Annotated in this window: 20 protein-coding genes and 1 tRNA gene; 14 read left to right on the top strand and 7 right to left on the bottom strand. The window is 65.2% G+C overall.

Annotated features, from left to right (window positions below; genetic code table 11):
* The first annotated feature begins 2 nt into the window (after nt 1-2).
* From ACIA12_RS34270 to ACIA12_RS34245, 6 genes are all read left to right on the top strand, one after another.
* Nucleotides 3-1787, top strand: coding sequence for a DNA cytosine methyltransferase (locus ACIA12_RS34270; RefSeq protein ID WP_396371429.1), 1785 nt, complete (start codon nt 3-5; stop codon nt 1785-1787).
* 90 nt (nt 1788-1877) lie between these two features.
* Complete coding sequence (locus ACIA12_RS34265) at nt 1878-2153, top strand: hypothetical protein (RefSeq protein ID WP_396371428.1); 276 nt, start codon at nt 1878-1880, stop codon at nt 2151-2153.
* Between the two features lie 52 nt (nt 2154-2205).
* A complete protein-coding gene (locus tag ACIA12_RS34260; protein WP_396371427.1) occupies nt 2206-3045 on the top strand; it encodes a hypothetical protein in 840 nt (279 codons plus the stop codon).
* 5 nt (nt 3046-3050) lie between these two features.
* Complete coding sequence (locus ACIA12_RS34255; RefSeq protein WP_396371426.1) at nt 3051-3449, top strand: hypothetical protein; 399 nt, start codon at nt 3051-3053, stop codon at nt 3447-3449.
* 32 nt (nt 3450-3481) lie between these two features.
* Nucleotides 3482-4360 carry a bifunctional DNA primase/polymerase gene (locus tag ACIA12_RS34250; RefSeq protein WP_396371425.1) on the top strand — a complete coding sequence of 293 codons (879 nt, stop codon included), beginning with the start codon at nt 3482-3484 and terminating at the stop codon, nt 4358-4360.
* Between the two features lie 328 nt (nt 4361-4688).
* Nucleotides 4689-5561, top strand: a complete 873-nt coding sequence (locus ACIA12_RS34245; RefSeq protein WP_396371424.1) for a hypothetical protein — start codon at nt 4689-4691, stop codon at nt 5559-5561.
* 708 nt (nt 5562-6269) lie between these two features.
* Here ACIA12_RS34245 and ACIA12_RS34240 read toward each other — a convergent pair.
* Entirely contained in the window at nt 6270-7166 is an 897-nt protein-coding gene (locus ACIA12_RS34240; RefSeq protein ID WP_396371423.1) for a hypothetical protein, read from the bottom strand.
* 360 nt (nt 7167-7526) lie between these two features.
* On the opposite strand from ACIA12_RS34240, the gene ACIA12_RS34235 reads away from it, so the two are divergent.
* Nucleotides 7527-7826: a hypothetical protein gene (locus ACIA12_RS34235; protein WP_396371421.1), complete on the top strand. Its 300-nt coding sequence runs from the start codon at nt 7527-7529 to the stop codon at nt 7824-7826.
* Between the two features lie 385 nt (nt 7827-8211).
* Here ACIA12_RS34235 and ACIA12_RS34230 read toward each other — a convergent pair whose 3' ends face one another.
* Nucleotides 8212-8439 (bottom strand): hypothetical protein, encoded by a 228-nt coding sequence (locus ACIA12_RS34230; protein WP_396371420.1) that lies wholly within the window; start codon nt 8437-8439, stop codon nt 8212-8214.
* A gap of 728 nt (nt 8440-9167) precedes the next feature.
* Between ACIA12_RS34230 and ACIA12_RS34225 the strand changes: the two genes are divergently transcribed.
* The 3 genes from ACIA12_RS34225 to ACIA12_RS34215 all read left to right on the top strand — a co-directional run bounded on the left by ACIA12_RS34225 (nt 9168) and on the right by ACIA12_RS34215 (nt 11199).
* Nucleotides 9168-9824, top strand: a complete 657-nt coding sequence (locus tag ACIA12_RS34225) for a hypothetical protein (protein ID WP_396371419.1) — start codon at nt 9168-9170, stop codon at nt 9822-9824.
* A gap of 103 nt (nt 9825-9927) precedes the next feature.
* Nucleotides 9928-10695 (top strand): DNA-processing protein DprA, encoded by a 768-nt coding sequence (locus ACIA12_RS34220; RefSeq protein WP_396371596.1) that lies wholly within the window; start codon nt 9928-9930, stop codon nt 10693-10695.
* Nucleotides 10696-10770: 75 nt separating this feature from the next.
* A complete protein-coding gene (locus ACIA12_RS34215) occupies nt 10771-11199 on the top strand; it encodes a hypothetical protein (protein ID WP_396371418.1) in 429 nt (142 codons plus the stop codon).
* A 146-nt stretch (nt 11200-11345) separates the two neighbouring features.
* Here ACIA12_RS34215 and ACIA12_RS34210 read toward each other — a convergent pair whose 3' ends face one another.
* From ACIA12_RS34210 to ACIA12_RS34200, 3 genes are all read right to left on the bottom strand, one after another.
* Nucleotides 11346-11786 (bottom strand): hypothetical protein, encoded by a 441-nt coding sequence (locus tag ACIA12_RS34210; RefSeq protein ID WP_396371417.1) that lies wholly within the window; start codon nt 11784-11786, stop codon nt 11346-11348.
* A 672-nt stretch (nt 11787-12458) separates the two neighbouring features.
* Nucleotides 12459-14066, bottom strand: coding sequence for a tyrosine-type recombinase/integrase (locus tag ACIA12_RS34205; protein WP_396371416.1), 1608 nt, complete (start codon nt 14064-14066; stop codon nt 12459-12461).
* A gap of 295 nt (nt 14067-14361) precedes the next feature.
* Nucleotides 14362-14434: transfer RNA gene (locus ACIA12_RS34200), tRNA-Lys, on the bottom strand.
* Nucleotides 14435-14646: 212 nt separating this feature from the next.
* Between ACIA12_RS34200 and ACIA12_RS34195 the strand changes: the two genes are divergently transcribed.
* From ACIA12_RS34195 to ACIA12_RS34185, 3 genes are read left to right on the top strand one after another with little or no spacing between them, the layout of a single operon-like run.
* Nucleotides 14647-15069 carry a DoxX family protein gene (locus ACIA12_RS34195; RefSeq protein ID WP_396371415.1) on the top strand — a complete coding sequence of 141 codons (423 nt, stop codon included), beginning with the start codon at nt 14647-14649 and terminating at the stop codon, nt 15067-15069.
* A gap of 50 nt (nt 15070-15119) precedes the next feature.
* Nucleotides 15120-15629, top strand: a complete 510-nt coding sequence (locus ACIA12_RS34190) for a sigma-70 family RNA polymerase sigma factor (RefSeq protein WP_164600137.1) — start codon at nt 15120-15122, stop codon at nt 15627-15629.
* Nucleotides 15626-16288: an anti-sigma factor family protein gene (locus ACIA12_RS34185; RefSeq protein ID WP_396371413.1), complete on the top strand. Its 663-nt coding sequence runs from the start codon at nt 15626-15628 to the stop codon at nt 16286-16288. The genes ACIA12_RS34190 and ACIA12_RS34185 overlap by 4 nt, the downstream gene beginning before the upstream one ends.
* Before the next feature lie 406 nt (nt 16289-16694).
* Here the strand turns inward: ACIA12_RS34185 and ACIA12_RS34180 are convergent, their stop codons facing one another.
* The gene (locus ACIA12_RS34180; protein WP_396371412.1) at nt 16695-16934 is read right to left on the bottom strand and encodes a hypothetical protein; all 240 of its coding nucleotides are present in this window, start codon (nt 16932-16934) and stop codon (nt 16695-16697) included.
* Nucleotides 16935-16987: 53 nt separating this feature from the next.
* Nucleotides 16988-17704, bottom strand: a complete 717-nt coding sequence (locus ACIA12_RS34175) for an ArsR/SmtB family transcription factor (protein ID WP_396371411.1) — start codon at nt 17702-17704, stop codon at nt 16988-16990.
* Between the two features lie 65 nt (nt 17705-17769).
* Here ACIA12_RS34175 and ACIA12_RS34170 point away from each other — a divergent pair, with 65 nt between their 5' ends.
* Nucleotides 17770-18405: a flavin reductase family protein gene (locus tag ACIA12_RS34170; RefSeq protein WP_396371410.1), complete on the top strand. Its 636-nt coding sequence runs from the start codon at nt 17770-17772 to the stop codon at nt 18403-18405.
* The last annotated feature ends 161 nt before the right edge of the window (nt 18406-18566 follow it).

Here is an 18566-nt window from a genome sequence, read left to right as displayed (position 1 = left end):
CGATGATGGCAACTAAGCGCACCCGTACGGCGGCGCACCGACCAGCGGCCCGGCAGCGCCGGTTCCGGCACGACACCCTGACCGCCCTCGACCTCTTCTCCGGATTCGGCGGCCTCACCCAGGGCATCGAGCGCGCCGGGTTCGAGGTGATCATGGCCGCCAACCACAACTCCTACAAGGTCGAGGTCCACGAGGCCAACCACCCGACCACCGAGCACTGGATCGCCGACCTGGCCAACCCGGACTCCTCCGACTACCACGACGTACGGGACCTGCCGGCTGCCGATCTCGTCGCCGCCGGTGTCTCGTGTGTGAACCACTCTCCCGCGAACACGATGAAGGCCTACGAAGAGGGCCTGACGTTGTTCGACATGGAAGACCCCGACTACGACGACCGCGTGACCCGCTCCGAACGTGATCGGGCGACAGCCAACTGCGTCCTGCACTATGCCGCGACCCATCACCCGCGCATGATCCTCGTCGAGTGCACGACCGAACTGCAGTCGTGGGGCAAGCTCGTTCCAGGGAAGAAGAAGGTCGGCGACGGCTCGACGTACCGGTGGTGGCTGAAGCAGTTCGATCTCCTCGAGTACCGCTGCCAGGTGTTGTTTCTGAATTCGATGTTCTTCGGCGTCGGCCAGTCCCGCAATCGCGGCTACTGGGCATTCACGAAGAAGTACCTGCCCAAGCCGGATCTTGAGCACCGACCGGCGGCCTGGTGCAAGCGGTGCGACACCGTGGTGGAGTCGTTCCAGTCGTGGAAGACGGGAATCCCGCCGACCGGCTCGGTGTCCTACGGCAAGCAGTACGAGTACGGCTGCGTGTCCTGCCGTCGCCCGGTCGTGCCGCAGTTCACGCCGTCGCTGGCCGCACTGGACCTGTCCAACCTGGGCACCCGGATCGGTGACCGAGACAAGCCCCTCGCGCCATCGACCATGGCCCGCATCGAACGAGCCCGTCAACGGCTCGGTGAGTTCCCGGCCGTGCTCATGCCCGCCAAGGCAACCCGGGGGAGTGAGCGGCACCCGTGGCAGCCGATGTCCACCCAGACCAGCCAGCAAGAGACCGCCATTCTGTCCACCGGCGCGCTCTTGGCCGTTGCAGGCAACACCTTCGAGCGGGCAGGGTCTGACTGCCGCACCCGCGATTTCTCCCAGCCTCTGCCCGCGCAGACCGCCACCAATGCGATGGGTTTGATCACACCACCCGTAGCAGCCGCGGTCACGCAGGAGCAGGCAATGCTGCTTGCCGTTGACAACTTCCAGGGGGCCGCACGCGGTGCAGGTGATCCGTTGCCGACACAGGGTGGTTCGGAGACGATGGGACTTCTGTCGAGTGCCGTCCTTCCGTTCCGGAAGAACACCACGCCCACGATGCACGCTGAGGCGATGCCGACCGTGACGGCCGAGCAGGTCCCCGGCTTGCTGTTCGCGAGCTGGTACAAGCAGAACGGTTCGACCGGCACTGAGACCGCACCGCATCCGCTCACTGATCCGCTCGGCTCGCTGACATCTCGCGACACCACCGCACTCGTGTTCGCCGAGTGGCACCAGACACTGTCCGAGAGCCCAATTGAGGACCTTCAGTTCCGGATGATGGGGCCCCACGAGATCGGCCGAGGCTGCGGCTTCGACCCCGACTTCGGCGACCACCAGGGCACCTACATCGTCTGGGGATCAGCCCGCGACCAGGTCGACGGCTACGGCAACGCCGTCACGCCTGCTGTCGGCGAATGGATCGGTACCCGGATGCGAGCAGTGCTTCACCGCGAACACACGGCCGCCTAAGCCCACACCAACTACTCAGACCCTCTGGGGGAGGGCCCGTGCGTGGACCGGCGGGCCCTCCCCGCAACCCAAACCACACAAGGAGATCCGGTGACTGAACCACAGGAAGTTCCGGCGAGCGCCGTACAGCTTGACCTGCTCGCCGAACTCGACCCCGGCAACTTCTGCGTCATGGTCACCCCGCCCGGCGACCGCTGGCTCGTGTCTTCGATGACCGAGCTCACAGAGTCGAGCCGCTGCGGCGGCCTCTACACCAGCAACGTGCACGCCCGGAAATGGGTCAACGCTGCATGCGGCGCGTACTGGGGTCCAGAACTCTCGTTCCACGTCAACACCGACGGCTGGCGGCAAGAGGCCGGCCAATGAGAGATCAGCACACAGCAGTCCCAAATCACCAACCCACCAGGGAGAATCCGAGATGACCACACCACCCACCAGTGCTGAGGCTCAGGGCAACGACCCCGCGGAGCCGGACGACTTCGAGATCGCCCATACCGCGATCACCCGCGCGATCCGCGCGATCAACAACGAGCAACGTGCAGGAGACGGAGCCGAGTTCATCACCCACGTACTGGCGACGGTCGCGGCCAACCTCGGCGGCACGTCGGCCGTGGTCGGCGCGCGATCCGGGTCGTGGGAGGCATCGGGCGTCACCGATTTGCTGCACAGCACCGTCGGCGCGGACGACGACTACCTGCTGACCTACCGCACCGAACCGATCGAGATCGTGGCCAGCAGCCTGTACGAGCTCGATGACCTGAGGATGTATGAGACTTACGAAGCCAGCGTGAGTCACATCGGGCGGGTGCTGTTCGGTGACCGCTGGACACCGGGGCGTGGCCGGCTGACGGTGGCTGAGCTGGACCAGCTTGAAGACGTGCACGGCCACCTGGCCGAGCTGGAGCAAGCCGACCGGAGCGACTACGAGAGCCGGTTCGCCGCAGTCGTGCAGGCACGGTGGGAGGATCTGCGCGCCGGGGAGCCGTGGCGCTACCCCGAAAGGCTCCAGGTGACGGTCCGGTTCGTCCCCGATAGCGCTGAGGATCGTGCCCTGACTGAAGGCTGGGGCGACGACGTGGCCAGCCGGCTCTACCAGTACGCCCGAGAGAACACGCTGCTGCCCGGCAGTGACGCCAAGCCGGACTGGTCGCCTGGTTTCGTCGACCGCCTCTTGGTCGATGGTCACTGGCCGCACCTGCGCGTCCCCGAACTGGCCCGCTTCGGCACCCCCGACACTGGCAACGACCCGAGGAGCTGACCGGCATGGACACCAACACCCCCGGCGCGGTGGGCGCGCCCTACGTCAGCACCTGCCGCGCGTGCGGAAGCGAGTGGCCGTGTGCACCGGGCAGCGCCTGGGCCGCCGGGCACGAGCCGTTCCCGATCCCACCTGGCGCGGTGTTGACCACGTCAGAGCACGTGACGACCCTGATCGAGTGGACCCTGGGCGCCGGCGTCGCGGTGGTGATCGACCGGCACGCCACGCCGTGGCTGCTGTTCGTGAACGAGGACGGAGACCAGTTCGCTATGACGGTTGAGTGCCCCGACGACGAGCTGGGGCCGTTCTGCGAACCCGGCGCATTGCCCGTTGATCGTGGCCCGTTGCTGCTGCTGTTCGACGGCGAGCTCGCTGCCGTTCCGGGGATGGGGTTGGACCGGTGACTGTGCCTGGCCGGCGCCGCAGTCAGCGACCGGTGACCGATCCTGTCCACCAGATGCTGAGCCGGGCCGCGCACTGGCACGCCGACCGGGGGCTCGCGGTGTTCCCGTTGGCGCCCGGACGCAAGGTGCCCGCTGTTGCCAAGGACTGGGAGGCTGCGGCGACGACGGACCACCGCTCGATCGCCCGCACGTGGAGAGAAGCGCCGTACAACATCGGTGTAGCGACTGGGCCGTCCGGGTTGCTGGTCGTGGATCTCGACCTGCCCAAGACGCCCGATGACCTACCGCCGGTGGAGTGGGGTTCTCGAGGAGCGGCCAGCGGCGCGGAAGTGCTCGCGTTGATCGCGGCGGATCACTCAGTGAGCATGTCGGCCACCTACACGGTCACCACGCCATCGGGCGGCCAGCACCTGTACTTCCGGCAACCCAGCGACCAGCAGTTCCCGAACAGCGCCGGGCGGATCGGATGGAAGATCGACACCCGCGGCCACGGTGGCTACGTCGTCGGCGCCGGATCAACCATCGGCCAGCGCCACTACACGAGTGCCGGCACCCTGCCCCCGCAAGCTCTGCCCGACTGGATCGCCCAGACCCTCACCGCTCCCGATCACGCCGAACCAAGACACGAGCCTGCTTCTGTGCCCAGGCACAGCGATGCGTATGCGATGGTGGCGCTGACCGGCGAACTCGACAAGCTCCTGACAGCGACCGAAGGCCGACGCAACCACGCTCTCAACGCCGCAGCGTTCGCGCTCGGCCAACTCGTCGGCGCGGACATGCTCGACGAAGCCATCACCCGCGACGAGCTGATCTCAGCGGCCGGCCGGATCGGTCTGCCCAGGAACGAGGCCGAGCGCACCATCACCTCTGGACTGACCGCAGGAGCCCGCCACCCACGCACACGACGCTGACCGGGTACTCGTCGTGCAAGCCTTGCAAACGACGCAGCCCGTGCCGTCTTGTCGCGCACAGGGCGGCGTGCTAGGTCGGCCGTGGCGCCCGGCGACGGGCCGGCCGATCTTTCACGGCAATCGACTCGGGATCGTGCGTTTGATTGTTGCTGGCTGCTGACGGGGTGTAACGGATTGGGGTGGGTGGGCGATAAGGGGGCTGGGTGTGGGGGAGATACATTTCGTGGGGGAATGTGTGCCCTGGGGGGGAATGCGGGGGTGCGGGGTGGTTTGTGATGTCAAGTCGTTGACGTTCGATTTCTCGGCTACGGCTGGGCTTTATTCAGCTATGACCGGTGTTCTCGCGGGCTTCGCCTTTGCGGCGATTACGCTCGTGCTGCAAGGTGCTCATCGGCGGGCTTCGGCGGCGTCACGAGATGTCGACGATGTGGTCGACGTTCATGTACTCGTGTCGTTGACCTGCGCCTTCCTGTCCTTGCTGATCTCTACGCTGGCATACTCGGTGGTGGGTGGCGAGCGAAGCTGCTCCTTGGTTCAGGGGCGAGCGGCGAGTGAGGAGTTTCTCGGCGGAATCACGTTCGCCTTCGCCATTTTCTGCCTGCTGTATTCAATTGTCCATCTGGTGAGTCATGCCGGCGTGCCGCGTGTTGTGCCGCACGTCCGGGCGATAATCATCATCGTCGGGCCACCGCTGACGATACTGTTTCTCTCGACTGCCGCACTGGACGTCGCTTCGACACCGTGGAAGCTGGAGGACGGCAACTACCTGCCTCGGGTGAGCGGATTCTCGGACGCGCTCCTCGTCGCCGAATGGGCGCTACCCCTGTGCGTACTTGTCCTGTGTTCCCTGATGTGGCGGATGGGGTCGACACGAAGGCGGAGTGCAGGATCTGCGGAGGCGAGTTCGCGATGGATCTCGCGGTGGACCATCTACCCCTACACCTGTCTGGGGTTGACGATCGTGGCTGAGGTTCGGGCAGCTTTCCTGCCAGTCACGGACCCCGGTGCGTCCATTTCTCCTTGGCAGGTATGGGCCGGGCTGATCCTGTGCACCGTCGTCCTGGTCGCGCAGAGTGCATCGCTCTCCTTCGAGGCCGGGGTCGACCAGGCGAAGCAGAGCGCGCCGGAGCAGCCTTCAGCCGGGCCCGATCCTGTCGAGGGCGGTCCGGGGTCCGGGGAGGCTACCAAGTCGCGTGTGTGACGTCGGCGGGACTGGCGGTTTCGGAGGCGGCGGCCGGCCGGCCGCCGCAGGGGCTGAGCTCTGCGATGTCGGCCGGGGTGCTCCACGGGCGGGTGGTCGAGGCGTGGTCAGGCGTGATCCGTGGTCGGGTGTTGGGCGTCGGTACGCGCGTTCCTGGGCGTGCGGTGTCGGCACCCGCCCCGACAACGAGCTGAGTCGATTGGGTCAGGAGGCTAGAGGCGGCCTGGAGTAGTCGCCCCCGGGGGTTGTGGCGTGGGTGTGGGTAGGCGCGTTGATCTTCCTCAGCTTCGATCGCGACCGATAAGACGCTTGGATCCGCGTCGCGCGTGTTTAGTCCTCTGAGCTGAGGACGGCTCGTGTCGCCTCCGCAAAGCCACCAGGTCGTTCTGTAGCGACGTCGACGAAGTCGACCAGCAGCCAGGCTGTGTAGCACCAGGCCAGGTGGCCGGATTGCCCGGATCGAAGCCGACCGCACCAAAACCTCGGGAATGATCGCAGGAGCATGTAACCCGCGCACCCGGCGATGATCCGATCCCGGCAACACAAAGGCCTCGAGTCAACTGGTCTTTGTGCACCGGAGGCTCGCGGGCAGGGACAAGCCTTCGGGCCAGAGCGTCTCGTCCGAGCACACGGCAGTGGCCAGGGCGCTGGACTCGAGCCCTTTCGCTTGCGCAGCGCGCGAACCAGCAGACAGAACAGTTCAGTCAACTAGCCGAAGTCGGCGAGCCGCTGCTGCTGCGCATCCCTTCGTCGCTGCGCCACCGCCGCGGTACGGGTGGCCCTGGCCAGAGCGCGTTCAAGGCTTGATGTTTCGCGCTGGGTGGACTGCAGTTGGCGCCTGGCCTGTTCCAGTTCGTCGGCCAACCGGTCGATCGTGGCCTGCAGGTCTGCGAGGTCGTGCTGGTTGGCGTCGAGCGCGGCTTCAGCGTCGGCGCGCTCCTGCTCTGCCTCGCGGTAGTCGGTCTCGACCTCGTTCGCGCGGGCCTGGAGTTCTGCCCGGCGACGCTGCAATGCCAGCTCAGCTCCGGACCGGTCCGGAGCTGCCGCTACCTTGGCGGTCTTCTTGCTCGTCTTCTTGGCCGGCGCGCTGCGCACGGCGCGGGGCTTCAGCGGGGCGAGCCGGGCAGGCTGGCCGCTTTCGTCCACGACACCAAACCCGACGTGTCGCAGCGCGCTTGTCAACTGACCGGTGCGCAGCAGTTGAGCGGCGCCGGGATCGATAAGTGCTGCATCGAGGGTCTCGGTAAGGCGGTCCGCGACCGCAGGAGTCACGGTCCTGCCGAGCTGCTTAGCCTCCTTCCCGGCCGAAGCGACTAGCTGTTTGACCAGGGCATGGCGCCTCGGAGTCAGGGCGCGGAGCCGAGCTCCGTCCGCGGACAGGTGGGCAGCGCGCAGATCCTCACCGAGTTCGGTGAGCGTGTTGACGCCGTCCGGGTCGGTCCGGACGAGCAGGTTGGCCAGCCATGCCGAGAGCGTCGGTTTCCGTAGTGCCTTGATCGCGGCGGCGGTTGCGCCGTCGGCGTGCTTGGCCAGTTGGTTGCGGGCAGCGGTGAACTCGTCTGGTGTCAGGCCGTACAGCTCCACGGCCACCGTGTCGAGATCCACCTCTCCACAGTGCCCCGGAAGGCCTTTGATAGTCCAGACGTAAGGACAGATGGCTTGCGCTCTAACCGAACACATGTTCTATCCTGGGTGTCGTGGGCGGAACTACGTGGTATCCACGGGATCCGGCGTCGGACATCGCGCGCCGGCACTGCTGGGTCCTTGCCACCGCGCACGAGCGCGGTCCCTGGCCAGGACTGATCTTGGAGTGGCGACGAGCGAACTCCGGGGACTGGATGGCCCGTGTCGTGTACGTCCCGAATGCCCGTGACACCGGCGCGGTGGAGATGTGGTTCGCCTCGGGCTACCTGCGGCCACTGGATCCACAGGCACCGTCTCGAGCCGAATTGGAGGCAGCGCGCTATGCCACCAGGTGAAGGACCCACGATCAAGCTCGACGGCGGCCCAGGTCACGGCCAGGTCTTCTACGAGTCCGACTTCCGCGCGCACGTCAAAGCCGCCCAGCGGATGCGCCACACCAGCCCAGCCGGCGCTGGCTGGGCCCTCGGCTACGCGCCCGGCGGTCTCACTCCGACCGGTGGCAAGCTGTGGTCGTGGCAGGGCGTCAACTGCCACCCCACGAACCCGGCCGACCCGGACCTGGCAGCGTTCGGCGCTGCCTTGGCAGCCGAGTTCCACGCCGCCACCCCGGCGGGGGCCTAGCTCGTACCGTGGCACGAGGACGACGACGCGCAACACCACCGCCAATTGGCCAGTCGCCCGAACGGCGACCGTGGCTGGGCGGGCACACCACGGCTGGTTTTCACCGGGAGAAGGTCCCTGACCAAGCGGTCACCAACGAGCACTGGCCCCCGCAGACGGTGGCCCGGTCCCTCCAACCGTTCCCCTCGGCCTATCACGTCGACGTCGACGCCCGAATTGTGTGGAAGGTCGACGGAGAGGAGTGGGTCCGAGCAACCGCGATCGCGTGGACACAGCAGCACGTCAAACTGGCCTGCCCCGACCCTCGCCTGCTCGTGCCCTACGTATGGCTTGCTCCGCGCGACGTCCGTCGCCGACCAAGCGCCGACGACGCACCAGCCAGCGGCTAGTTCACGCGGTGCCCTACGATGAGCTGGGCTGTTAGATCGCCGGCCGGGCCGCGGACGGTGGCCAGGTAGCGATCGCCGCCGATGTTCGTCGGCTCGCCAACCACCTCGAACCGGTCGCCGTCGGCGAGGAAGACCAGGCCGACGTCGACGTGCTCGGCTGCCAGCAGGAACTGGCCTATGCCGACCCGGACCGCACTCACCGGGACTGGGGCGTCGTCGCTCATACATCCACCGTCACCCGCGCCGCGTCTTGGCCGCAAGAAGTTCGGCATGTAGGTCCGAGCTCGTACCCCGTTCACCAGAAGTCTTGCAGCCCGCACCGGCGGCCCGAGCAGCCCCTGTGGATAACTTCGACAGAGCGCCGCTCGATTACGGCACTCTGTCTGTAAGGCCTCGGGCGAGGCCGCGACCACTGGACCCGTCACGCGCCGCCAGATAGCCGGCTCCGGGGCCGCCAGTTGATCGCAGGCCACCCGAGGTCTCTCCGGCCTCGAATAGCTCCTGCTGTGGCGGGCAGCGGGCTCCTTGACCAGCTTCACATCCGGCGGCCGCGGCTCGTGCTCTGCCTGCCTATGCGAGTCGCCGACGAGCCCCACTACATCGATCATCGCGGACCGTAGTCGACACGAGCGTCAATCGAAGCATCCTTGACGCGGGCGCACACATCTGCAACCTTCGAACATGTGTTCGATCTCTCGAAACGGTCAGCTTGACCCGTAGCTACCTTCGGCGTAGGTGCCTAGGCTCGGGGTAGCCTAGATGAGGGGGGCAGATGGTACCGATTGTTCCGTTTGAGTTGCCTGCGTTCGTGGGTAACGGGCGAGCCGACAAGATTGAGACTGCCGTGAAAACGGCCCAGAGCCCGGAGTCGCCGAGTCAGCTTGTCTACCTGTGTGGCCCAGTGGGAGCGGCGCAGCAGATACAGGAAGCCCTGTCGCCACACTGTGTGCCTGTGGCTGTGCCGACTGAGCTGAGGACTGAGTACAGTCACGCTTTTCTTTTTCAGGAGGGGCTCTACGCCGAAGCTGAATCCTTCATCAATTTGTTGATGGAGGTTCGCATCTTGAGGCAAATACCGCAAATTGATCACGCCTTAGTGTTGGACTGGTACAAGATTCCCCCACCGGACAACTCCGATAGATGGCCGAATACACCGGCAGGGGAATTGGTCTACCGCGCAAAGTATTACAAAGATAGTAGTGCGGTTGCCCGCGCACAGGCGAGGCGAGAGCTTGTTGATAAGATGGTTTCTGTGATTCAACGCCATCCATTGCTGAGTGGGGCATCGGCCATTGTCACCGTTCCTGGGCATAATGCTGATGGTCAGAGTTTTGGCGAGCAGCTCGCGAAGGTGATCTCACAGCGGACTCTCCAGCCCTTCGCGTTGACCACCTGCCCCAGTGGCCCTCGATCGCAGCGGAAAGAAGTGCAAAACCCAGATGACCCGCCTCCCGTCTTCGCCGTTCCGTATCTTTTGGAAGGGAGTGTCGTTATCGTGGATGACGTCATCCGGTCGGGTAAGAGTATTCAGGGCGTCGCGATAGCGGCAAGAAAAGCTGGTGCTGCTCGCGTGTTTGCCTTTGGCGCGGTTAAGACTATGCGAGGATAAGACTGTGACACCGGACTCTTTAGTGCTGGCCCTCACGGCTTTCCATGTGTTCCAGAGCCCCGGGAAAATCTCCCAGGAACTTCGGACCAACGGGCGAGCCGGGATGGAGGACGCTTTGTCGGGGCTGGATGCCTTTTCTCAGGCAGCGATGTTCGAGCAAGCTGCGGACCTTCGGTCACGTTCTATTGAGGCCCTGTTATACGGGGACGATGACTACCCCGCATCGCTAGTTCACAATGGCCGGCCAGTTGCCCCAGTCCTGTTCCTGTGGGGTGAGCGGCGCTTGCTGACAGCCCACGGGATTGGGATGTGTGGGTCTCGATCTGCGAGCAGTCTTGGGCTAAAGGCTGCCCAGTCTTGCGGCCAAGCGGTTAGTTATCGAAATCTGGCAGTTGTATCGGGCTACGCTAAGGGCGTCGACACGGAAACACATTTGGCCGCCTTGCGGACTGGAGGCCATACGGTGATTGTCCTTGCCGAAGGATTCAATCATTTCAAGATTAAGCAGTCATTCTCATCTGATTTTGACCCGCGTCGTTGCCTGGTTGTTTCTCAATTCCCCCCGACTCAACCTTGGGGTGCATATGCCGCCATGGCACGAAACAAGATCATTTACGGATTGAGTGACGCACTGGTTGTCGTTGAGGCTGGAGAGCGAGGGGGAACTCGCGCCGCGGGGGAAGGTGCGCTCAAGCTTGGTCGTCCTGTCTTCGTCCTCGACTTTGGCTCTGAGACTCCCGCGGGAAACGTGGCCTTATTGAAGGCTGGCGGCATCCCAGTGAGGTCAGTCGATGAGCTCGGGGAGGTGCTCGACCGCCTGCGGTCGACACTTGCTGAACCCATGAACGTGCAAGCCGAACTTCCCCTCTAGGTCAGACCACGGTTGACACGTATGCGTCAACCGCAGCCCACTAGCCAACCGCCATTGGTGATTGAGGATTTTAATTTGAGTCGCGAGTACGCAAGCCTCCTGGCTCAGGTAGTTCCGGTGATCGCTATTGCGTTGGGCATAGAAATTAGAGCTATCATCGCGAGAATTCGAGATATCGGCCGGGAGAATGTTCCAACCTGGCGCCTAAGCACTCTGGTTTATCTAGGCTTTACATTGTTAGTGCTCGGAATCGTTGAAATTTGCGCTCTGGCAGTCGTTGCGGGAGACTTCTTTACCCAGTCGTGGACCTGGTTCCTTGCTCTGGCGATACTGGTGGCCTTCATTGCCCCAATATTTGATGCCGCCAGCGAGGGGCTGGTTGGCCGAAGAGACTTCGAGCGGATACGGAAGTCGCTTAGTCCACGCCACATTGTTACTCTGATGATCCTTGGGTTCGTCGCCTTAGTAAATTTGATCCTTGTAATAGGAAGCATCTTCTTCTAGAGGCGATCGCCCGATTGCGGCACGGACCGTCCCGCCCATGATTGCTAGCGGGACGATGCGGTAGCCGAAGGTGAGACGGCACGCCGCCTGGACCACGACGGCGGGTGGCCGGCCGCGCGGCCACGGCGCGACCGACTGTGGGTCAGCTATCGCGGTACTCCAAGACGTGGCGCCGGGCCGCCGGCACAAGCCCACTCGAACGCGTCCTGGACGCCCTCCAGGTATCCGGGCCGAGGCGGCATGCTGTCGGTTTTGAACCCGTCCGGGAACAGCACCAACATCCGGGTCGTCTCATCCCGCATGAAACCGATCGAGTCACGGGTCGCTCGGCCGGCGGGCGTGCCTGACAGCGGGACGAACGGAGCCTGCTCCGGGCCGAGGCGGTCTTGCGCCGCCGCCAACCACCTGACCGTGCCCAACACCCCGGAGGCGTAAGACGACTCCCACGCCAACTCCCCGGGCCGGTTCGCCCCGATCAGCCGCAGACACTCCCTATCTGCTCGACTCCAGAACTCACAGAACTCATCCACCGGCACCTGCACGTTGCCCGGCGGAATCGACGACCGCAACTCCTCGCTGATCTCCATACCACAGCACGATCCCAGCCCTCGCCGACAGTTTCTCGACGACATCGTCACGCTCATTAGCCAGCTGTACGCCGGTCGCTTCAAGTGGTGTCATCCGGGGGTGTCTCGCTGGTACAGGCTGTGGCGACACGCCCTATGCCCTTGGTGATAGTTGACGCTAAGCGGGTATACGCTCAAGGCTGCAAGCCAAGTTCACAGATGACTTGCAGCCTTGAGTGCCTAGTGGTTCTTGAGTTGGAAGTACAGGTACGCGAGTGATGTGACGTGGAGCGCGGCGTATGCCTGGGAACCTGCTTGCCATGGCCTGACCCAGGTATACAACCGCAACCGCAATGTCACGTGGATGCGCGCCTTCGGAGTCTTGTCCGGCGGACGCTGCCGCCGTCTCCTACTGGGTGGCTTGCGTTTCTTCTTTGACATGTTCCTCCCGCATGACCTCAACGACGCCGCAGCTAACGCACCGCGACGATGCCCGCTGGTCGGGCACACCTGCCAGGGTGGGGCCTCGCCGACGCTAATTCGGGGAGTGACACGCGGGCCGCGCTTAGCCGTCTGCCAATGCACCGACATTGGGCGGTGGCCGTTGCGATTAGCGGTAGCGGCGCTGCAGCGGAACCCTCCTATAGGGAGTGCCGGAGTCCTCTCAGTCGTCGAGGCTGAGCTGAGCTTGGGCTACTTGGTGGCTACGAAGGTTGTCACGGGGTCGGTCGATCCCGCGAGGCGCACAACAAGCTCGTAGTCACCGATCTCAGCCAGCTCTCCGCCGCTTCTTCGAATCGCTCCGACGAGCAAGCCGCGCAGATCTGCGTTGCTGTCTGGGTTTCCATCAGCTCGGAACTTCGTGACAGTTTCGCCGAGCTGGCGGACCTCAAGGTCTAGCGACGTGGTTGTCGCCTCGACGCTGGGGGGTAGCGAGATCGAGATTGGAGCGGGCGCCACCGGCGTGGCTGCCGTGTACTTAACGATCGTCCGTCGGCCGGGGTTGAGCTCGACCAGGCCCCAGTCGGCAAGGAGTTTCACGGCTCTTTGAGCGGTGCCGGCGGATGCGTTGTTGTCGGCCCCGATCTGCTTGACCGGCGGCAAGGGGAGGCCAGGCTGGAAGGTGCCGGCGATGATCTGGTCTCTGAGCGCGACGGCGAGGTGCTCGTAGGGGCTTGTCGGCTCAAGATCGGGGAACTCGATCGTTGGAGCGGCCGTCGTCGGGCGGGCGGGCATTCGAGTCGCAAGGGTTCCTGCGGCTCGCTGGTCTGCTTCTGAGGACCAGGCGGTGTAGGCCCTAAGGGTTGTTGTTCCACCACCCCCATGGCCCAGGCGGCCGGCCACCGTGCGAATGTCCACGCCTCCGGCGATTAGCTCGGTGGCCGAGTAGTGCCGAAGCTTGTGGATGGTGGTCTTGATCTCCAGGCGCTCAGCCAGTTTGCGGTATCGCTGCCCGACAGAGTCCGGGATCAGATGCCTTGAGCCGTCAGGAGCGAGCGAGAAGACATAGGCGTCGTCTCGCAGTTCAAGTCCCAAACCAGATGTGCGGGTCTTGAATCGGGTTTGGTGTTCGCGGAGGATCTCGACAGTCTCGAGGTCGAGTGTGATCCGCCGGTCCTGGTGGGCTTTGGTGTCCTTCTCCCACTTCTTCGCGCCTCGCTGGCCGATGGCCTTCTCCAGGTGGAGAACGCCGTGGTCGAGATCGAGGTGTGCCCACCGGATGGCACAGAGTTCCCCGCGGCGGTGGCCCGTGACCATGGTGAGCCAGACGAGTGCACCCCAGTCGGGGTCTTTGAATGCCTCGTTGATGATGCGCGCGGCTTGCTTGGCTGACGGCGGCCGCGGATTGCCCTTCGGTGCTGGTGGTGGCTCCGCGTCGGCGATCGGATTGTTCGTCACCCACTTCCACCTGCCGGCCGCCTTGAGAGCACCCTGGAGGATGAAGTGGATTTGTCGGATCGTCGACGCGGCGAGCGGTCTGCACTGGTGTGGCCGGCACCGGTCATCGCACTCGTGCTCGCGAACCGTCCGGTGGTCGGTCTGCCCTTTGGTCTTCTTGCAGTGATCGCGGCATCGCCGGAGCTCGACGTACAGAGAATCCATCACGCCCGCGTCGAGCGCGCCGACCTTCGTCTCCCCGAGGAGCGGGCGAATGTGCTTCTTCGAGTAGCCGACGTAATTGTCGCGGGTGCTGAACTCCAGCTCGGCTTCGACGAGGTACCGGTCAAGGAGTTGGTTGACCGTCGCTTTGGTCCGAGGATTGCGCTTCTCGTACACCTGGTTCAGCAGGCTGATCCGCATCTGCTCCGCGAGCTTCGCGGCATCAGGGCCGGCCGGGATCGTCTCGGTCAGGACGTTGGGCTTCTTGGTGACAGGGTCCGTGCCTGCGTAGACGCGCACCCTGAAGGCGCCGCTGGGTAGCTCGTCGACGCTCCCGCCCTGCCGCTTCTTCTGACCGTTCGACCGCATCATGAGGCAAGTTTAGGGGCATTTGTGTCACGAACCGTGTCACGCTGCTCTTTCCAGTGACCCTGAGAGGCGCTCAGCAGAGTGGCCTCTAACCTGTTTGCGCAGGTCAGAGGCCACTTTTGCGGGGTGGGCCCCGTCGGACTCGAACCGACAACCCGCGGATTAAAAGTCCGCTGCTCTGCCAATTGAGCTAGAGGCCCTGGGTGTTGGGGACAGTCTGGCAGGTGTGGGGGGTGGATCGCGAATGGGTTGGGGTAGACCAGCGCGTTTGGTGGTTTCGGAGGGTAGTTAAAAGATCACGTGCGGTTGAACCGGATGGGGTGGTGGGCCGTTCTGGGGGTGAGGGCACCCCCAGAACGTGACCAAGTGGTGGGGGTGCGTGGACCCGTCCGTTCACCGTGAGGAGCAAGTGATGAGTGTGCTGGAGCGCTGGCAGGAGCAGGTACTGGCTGTTTTCCGGATTGTGGTGGGGTTCTTGTTCGCTACCCATGGGGTGGCGTCGATGTTCGGGATCTTGGGGTCCAAGCAGGTGGAAGCGTTCACCTGGCCGGGGTGGTGGGCGGCGGCGATCCAGGTTGTCGCGGGGGCGCTGGTGATGGTGGGGTTGGGGACCCGGTACGCCGCTTTGCTGTGCTCTGGTTCGATGGCCTACGCGTACTTCACCGTGCACCAGCCTGGCGGGCTGTTCCCCGTCGAGAACGGTGGCGAGAAGCCGGCGTTGTTCGCGTTCGCGTTCCTGCTGATCGCGTTCTTCGGGTCCGGTGTCTGGGCGCTGGAGCGGTTGCCGGTGTTCAAGCAGCAGGAGGCGCGGCAGCTGGCAGCTGCGGCTGAGTGACCCCGGGAAGGCCGGACGATGAGCCGCACGACGACTGGACGGGAGTGCCGATGGCCGACGACCGCGCGGCGCTGCTGCGGGAGCTGCACGACGTGCACGCGCCCTCGTTGTGGCGGTTCGTCGTCCGGCTGACCGGAGACGACAGGTTCGCCGAGGATGTCGTTCAGGAGACCCTGCTGCGGGCGTGGCGGCGCCCGCAGATCCTGACCGAGGACGAGGCGGGCGCCCGGGCATGGCTGTTCACGGTGGCGCGCAATCTCGTCATCGACGACCGGCGCAGTGCCCGCGTCACCCGGGAGGTGGCCAGTGACGACCTGCCGGAACGACCCAGCGCCGACCACGCCAACGCAGTACTGGACGCCTGGCTGGTATCGGACTCGCTGGCTCAGTTGTCGGACGACCATCGGCAGGTGATCGTGCGCGCGTACTACGGCCGGCGCACGGTCACCGACATCGCCAAGGAGCTCGACATACCGGCCGGCACGGTGAAGTCGCGGCTGCACTACGGGCTGCGGGCGCTGAAGCTGGCGCTGCAGGAGAGGGGGGTGACGAAGGAATGAGCGACCCGTACCGGGAGTGGGATGCGGCGTACTTGCTCGGGGCGTTGTCGGCGGAGGACCGTCGGGCCTACGAGGAGCACCTGCACACCTGCCCGGAGTGTTCGGCGGACATCAAGGCGCTGGCCGGCGTACCGGGGACTCTGGCGGTACTGCCGGACGACCGGGCGCTGGCCACGCTCACCGCTCCACCGCCGAACCTGTTGCCGGGCCTGGTGCGCACTGTGCAACGGGACCGGCGGCGCAGGCGGTACCGGCTGGCTGTGGTGGTGGCTGCGACGGCCGCCACCGCAGCGGTCGCCGGCGTGGTGTTCCAGGGGACGCTCAGCAGAGACGAGCCCACCAGTGACACCGTGGTGCTCGCGCAGACGGTAGTCAGCAAGCTGACCGCCGATGCCAGGCTGGTGGACGAGCCGTGGGGGACGACGATCGAGATCAGCTGCCGGTACGAGGAGCTGGCGACGCCGAGTGAGCGGGCTCGCGGCTACGAGCTGTACGTCACCGACGATGCCGGCAAGGCGACACTGCTCGCGAGCTGGACGGCAGCACCCGGTACGACCGTGAAGCCGGCCACCACGACCAAGCTGCGCCGCGACCAGATCAAGGGACTCGACATCCGCGGCGCCGAGTCGGGCCGCGTGCTGCTCGCCGTCGCCTTCTGAACCGTCGCGTTCCGAAACCGGCACCTTCCGAAACTGGTTGCCACCAACCACCCGGTAGTTGATTGACCACGGTTCGAAAGGGCACCAGGGAGCTAGGAGCGGCTGGTCGCTCGAGAGATTGGTCATTCCAGGCCCCGGCGTTCAGAGGCGTGCGCCGGGGCTGCCGCCCTGCGCCGCAGGAAAAACCGGTCTCCAGCAGGAATCTCGGCAAAACCTGTAACACCGCGACCGTGACCAGCGATACACCGTGTGTAACGCCACTGAGAATCCTGCCCCAGGTTAACCGCCCGAAGGCCTGGGGCGGGGTTCTCGTCCGTCGCTCGAGGCGCCCCGACGTCGTTACACACGAAAGCCCCCGGATGCTCCCGGGGGCCTTCCTGTGTTTCCTCCTCAGAACTCCAGCAAGCTACGAAGCTCGCTCAGTCGGCCGGTCCGACTCCGGTAGCGCGATCAGGTCCGCCGGCAGGCGATCCGTCTGCTCGATACCGTCGTCGCCCTCGTACTGCACCACGCCGATCCATCCCGTGTCCTCGTGCTCGCGGCCGATCAGCCAGCCGCGCCGCCACTGGCCGTCCACCTGGACGACCACGTGGCTGGGCAACGAGAGACGGGACACCAACTCGGTGTCGGGCTCGAACTCAGTCATGCCCGAAGGCTAGGCGGTCCCGCCGACATTTGCCCATTGACGCGTGTTCTCCGTCACACGTCCGATGACCTGGCAGCGAGTTCTCGCACTACGTCACCAGGCAGACCGAGCGTTTCCACCGACCCGGTGACTTTGAGTGCACGCCCGCCGGGGATGCGGGTCACCCATCCGTGGTTCAGCGCATGTGCGCACATGGCGGCGCCCACAGCGCCGGCCAGATGCGGCCGCCGCTCGGTCACGTCAAGACATGCCCGTACTACGGGACGCCCGCGCCGCGGCTCCACGACGATGCCGAGCTCGTGGAGCCACGCGGCGCCTTGTGGCGTGAGCGCCACGCCTGAAGACCAATCGAGCAAACCACGCTCCGTCATCGCGTCCGCCAGCGCGACCCCGAGCCGCCCGGCGAAGTGGTCGTAACACGTGCGGGCACGAGCGAACGCGTCCCGCTTCGAGGCCCCGGCGAGGCTCGTTGCCGCAGCCGGCCGGCGGGGAGCCAACGCGGCAAGGCCTTCGAGCAGCTCAGCCGTGTCCGGTCCGGCGAGTTTGACGTACCGATGCCGTCCTTGCCGTACTTCGCTGAGCAGCCCGCCGTCGACCAGGACGTTGAGGTGTTCGCTGATCGTCGGCCGCGAAACCCCGGCCAGCTTGGCCAGTTCGGTCGCCGTCCACGCCCGCTCGTCGAGCAGCGCCAGGCACACCGTCGCCCTGGTGGAGTCGGCGAGCATCTTCGCCCAGGCCGCGAGCTCCTGGCCTTCCGTCGACGTGTTCACGCATCCATCCTGCCTCGCCGACGCTTCGGCGCCCACCTAACCGACCGGCTCCTAGCGTCGGCGCCATGACGCATCTGACGATCGAACCGTCCATCCTGTACGTCGGTACGCCGGTCGAGCTGATCAGTACGGACAACGGCGACGGCACCTTCAACCTCGCCCCGATGTCGTCGGCCTGGGCGCTCGGCGACGTCGTTGTCCTCGGCGTCGGTACGGACGGCCAGACCGCGCACAACCTGCGCCGGCGGCCGGAGTTGGTGATCAACTTCCCATCGCCGGAGCTCTGGACGGCGGTCGAGAGCATCGCCTGCATGACCGGCCGGTACCCGGTACCGGAGGAGAAGCGCGAGCGGTTCCACTACGAGCCGGCGAAGTTCGAGGCGGCCGGGTTGACGCCGGTACCGTCCGAGCTGGTCGGTCCACCGCGGGTGGCCGAATGTCCGCTGCAGTTCGAGGCTGTCGCCGACGACATTCGATTGGATGCCGGTGGCAACTTCTTCGTCGTCGAGGCTCGGGTGGTGCGAGTGCACGCCGACCAGCGCATCGTCGTACCGGGGACTTCGTACGTCGACCCGCGGCGCTGGTCGCCGTTGATCTACAACTTCCGGCACTACTTCGGCCTGGCCGAGCAGCTTGGCGAGAGCTTCCGTACCGAAACGCCCACTGCAGCAACGTGCAACGGCGTCTCGGGGGTGAGGTGAGTGATGCACACTTAGCCGGTGAATGGGGTTCGGCGGGGATGGGTTCTGGGCCTTGCGGCGCTGGTCTTGGTCGGTGGGGTTACCGGTGGAGTCCTTTGGCGCGGGCATGAGGGCGAGAAGATTGCGCCGGCGGACAGTAAGCCCACCGCGGTACAGATTGA

This window comes from Kribbella sp. NPDC051620, from assembly GCF_044453825.1.
Classification (GTDB): Bacteria; Actinomycetota; Actinomycetes; order Propionibacteriales; family Kribbellaceae; genus Kribbella.
Note: the sequence above shows the minus strand (reverse complement) of the source record. Positions and strands in the feature narration are given on the sequence as shown.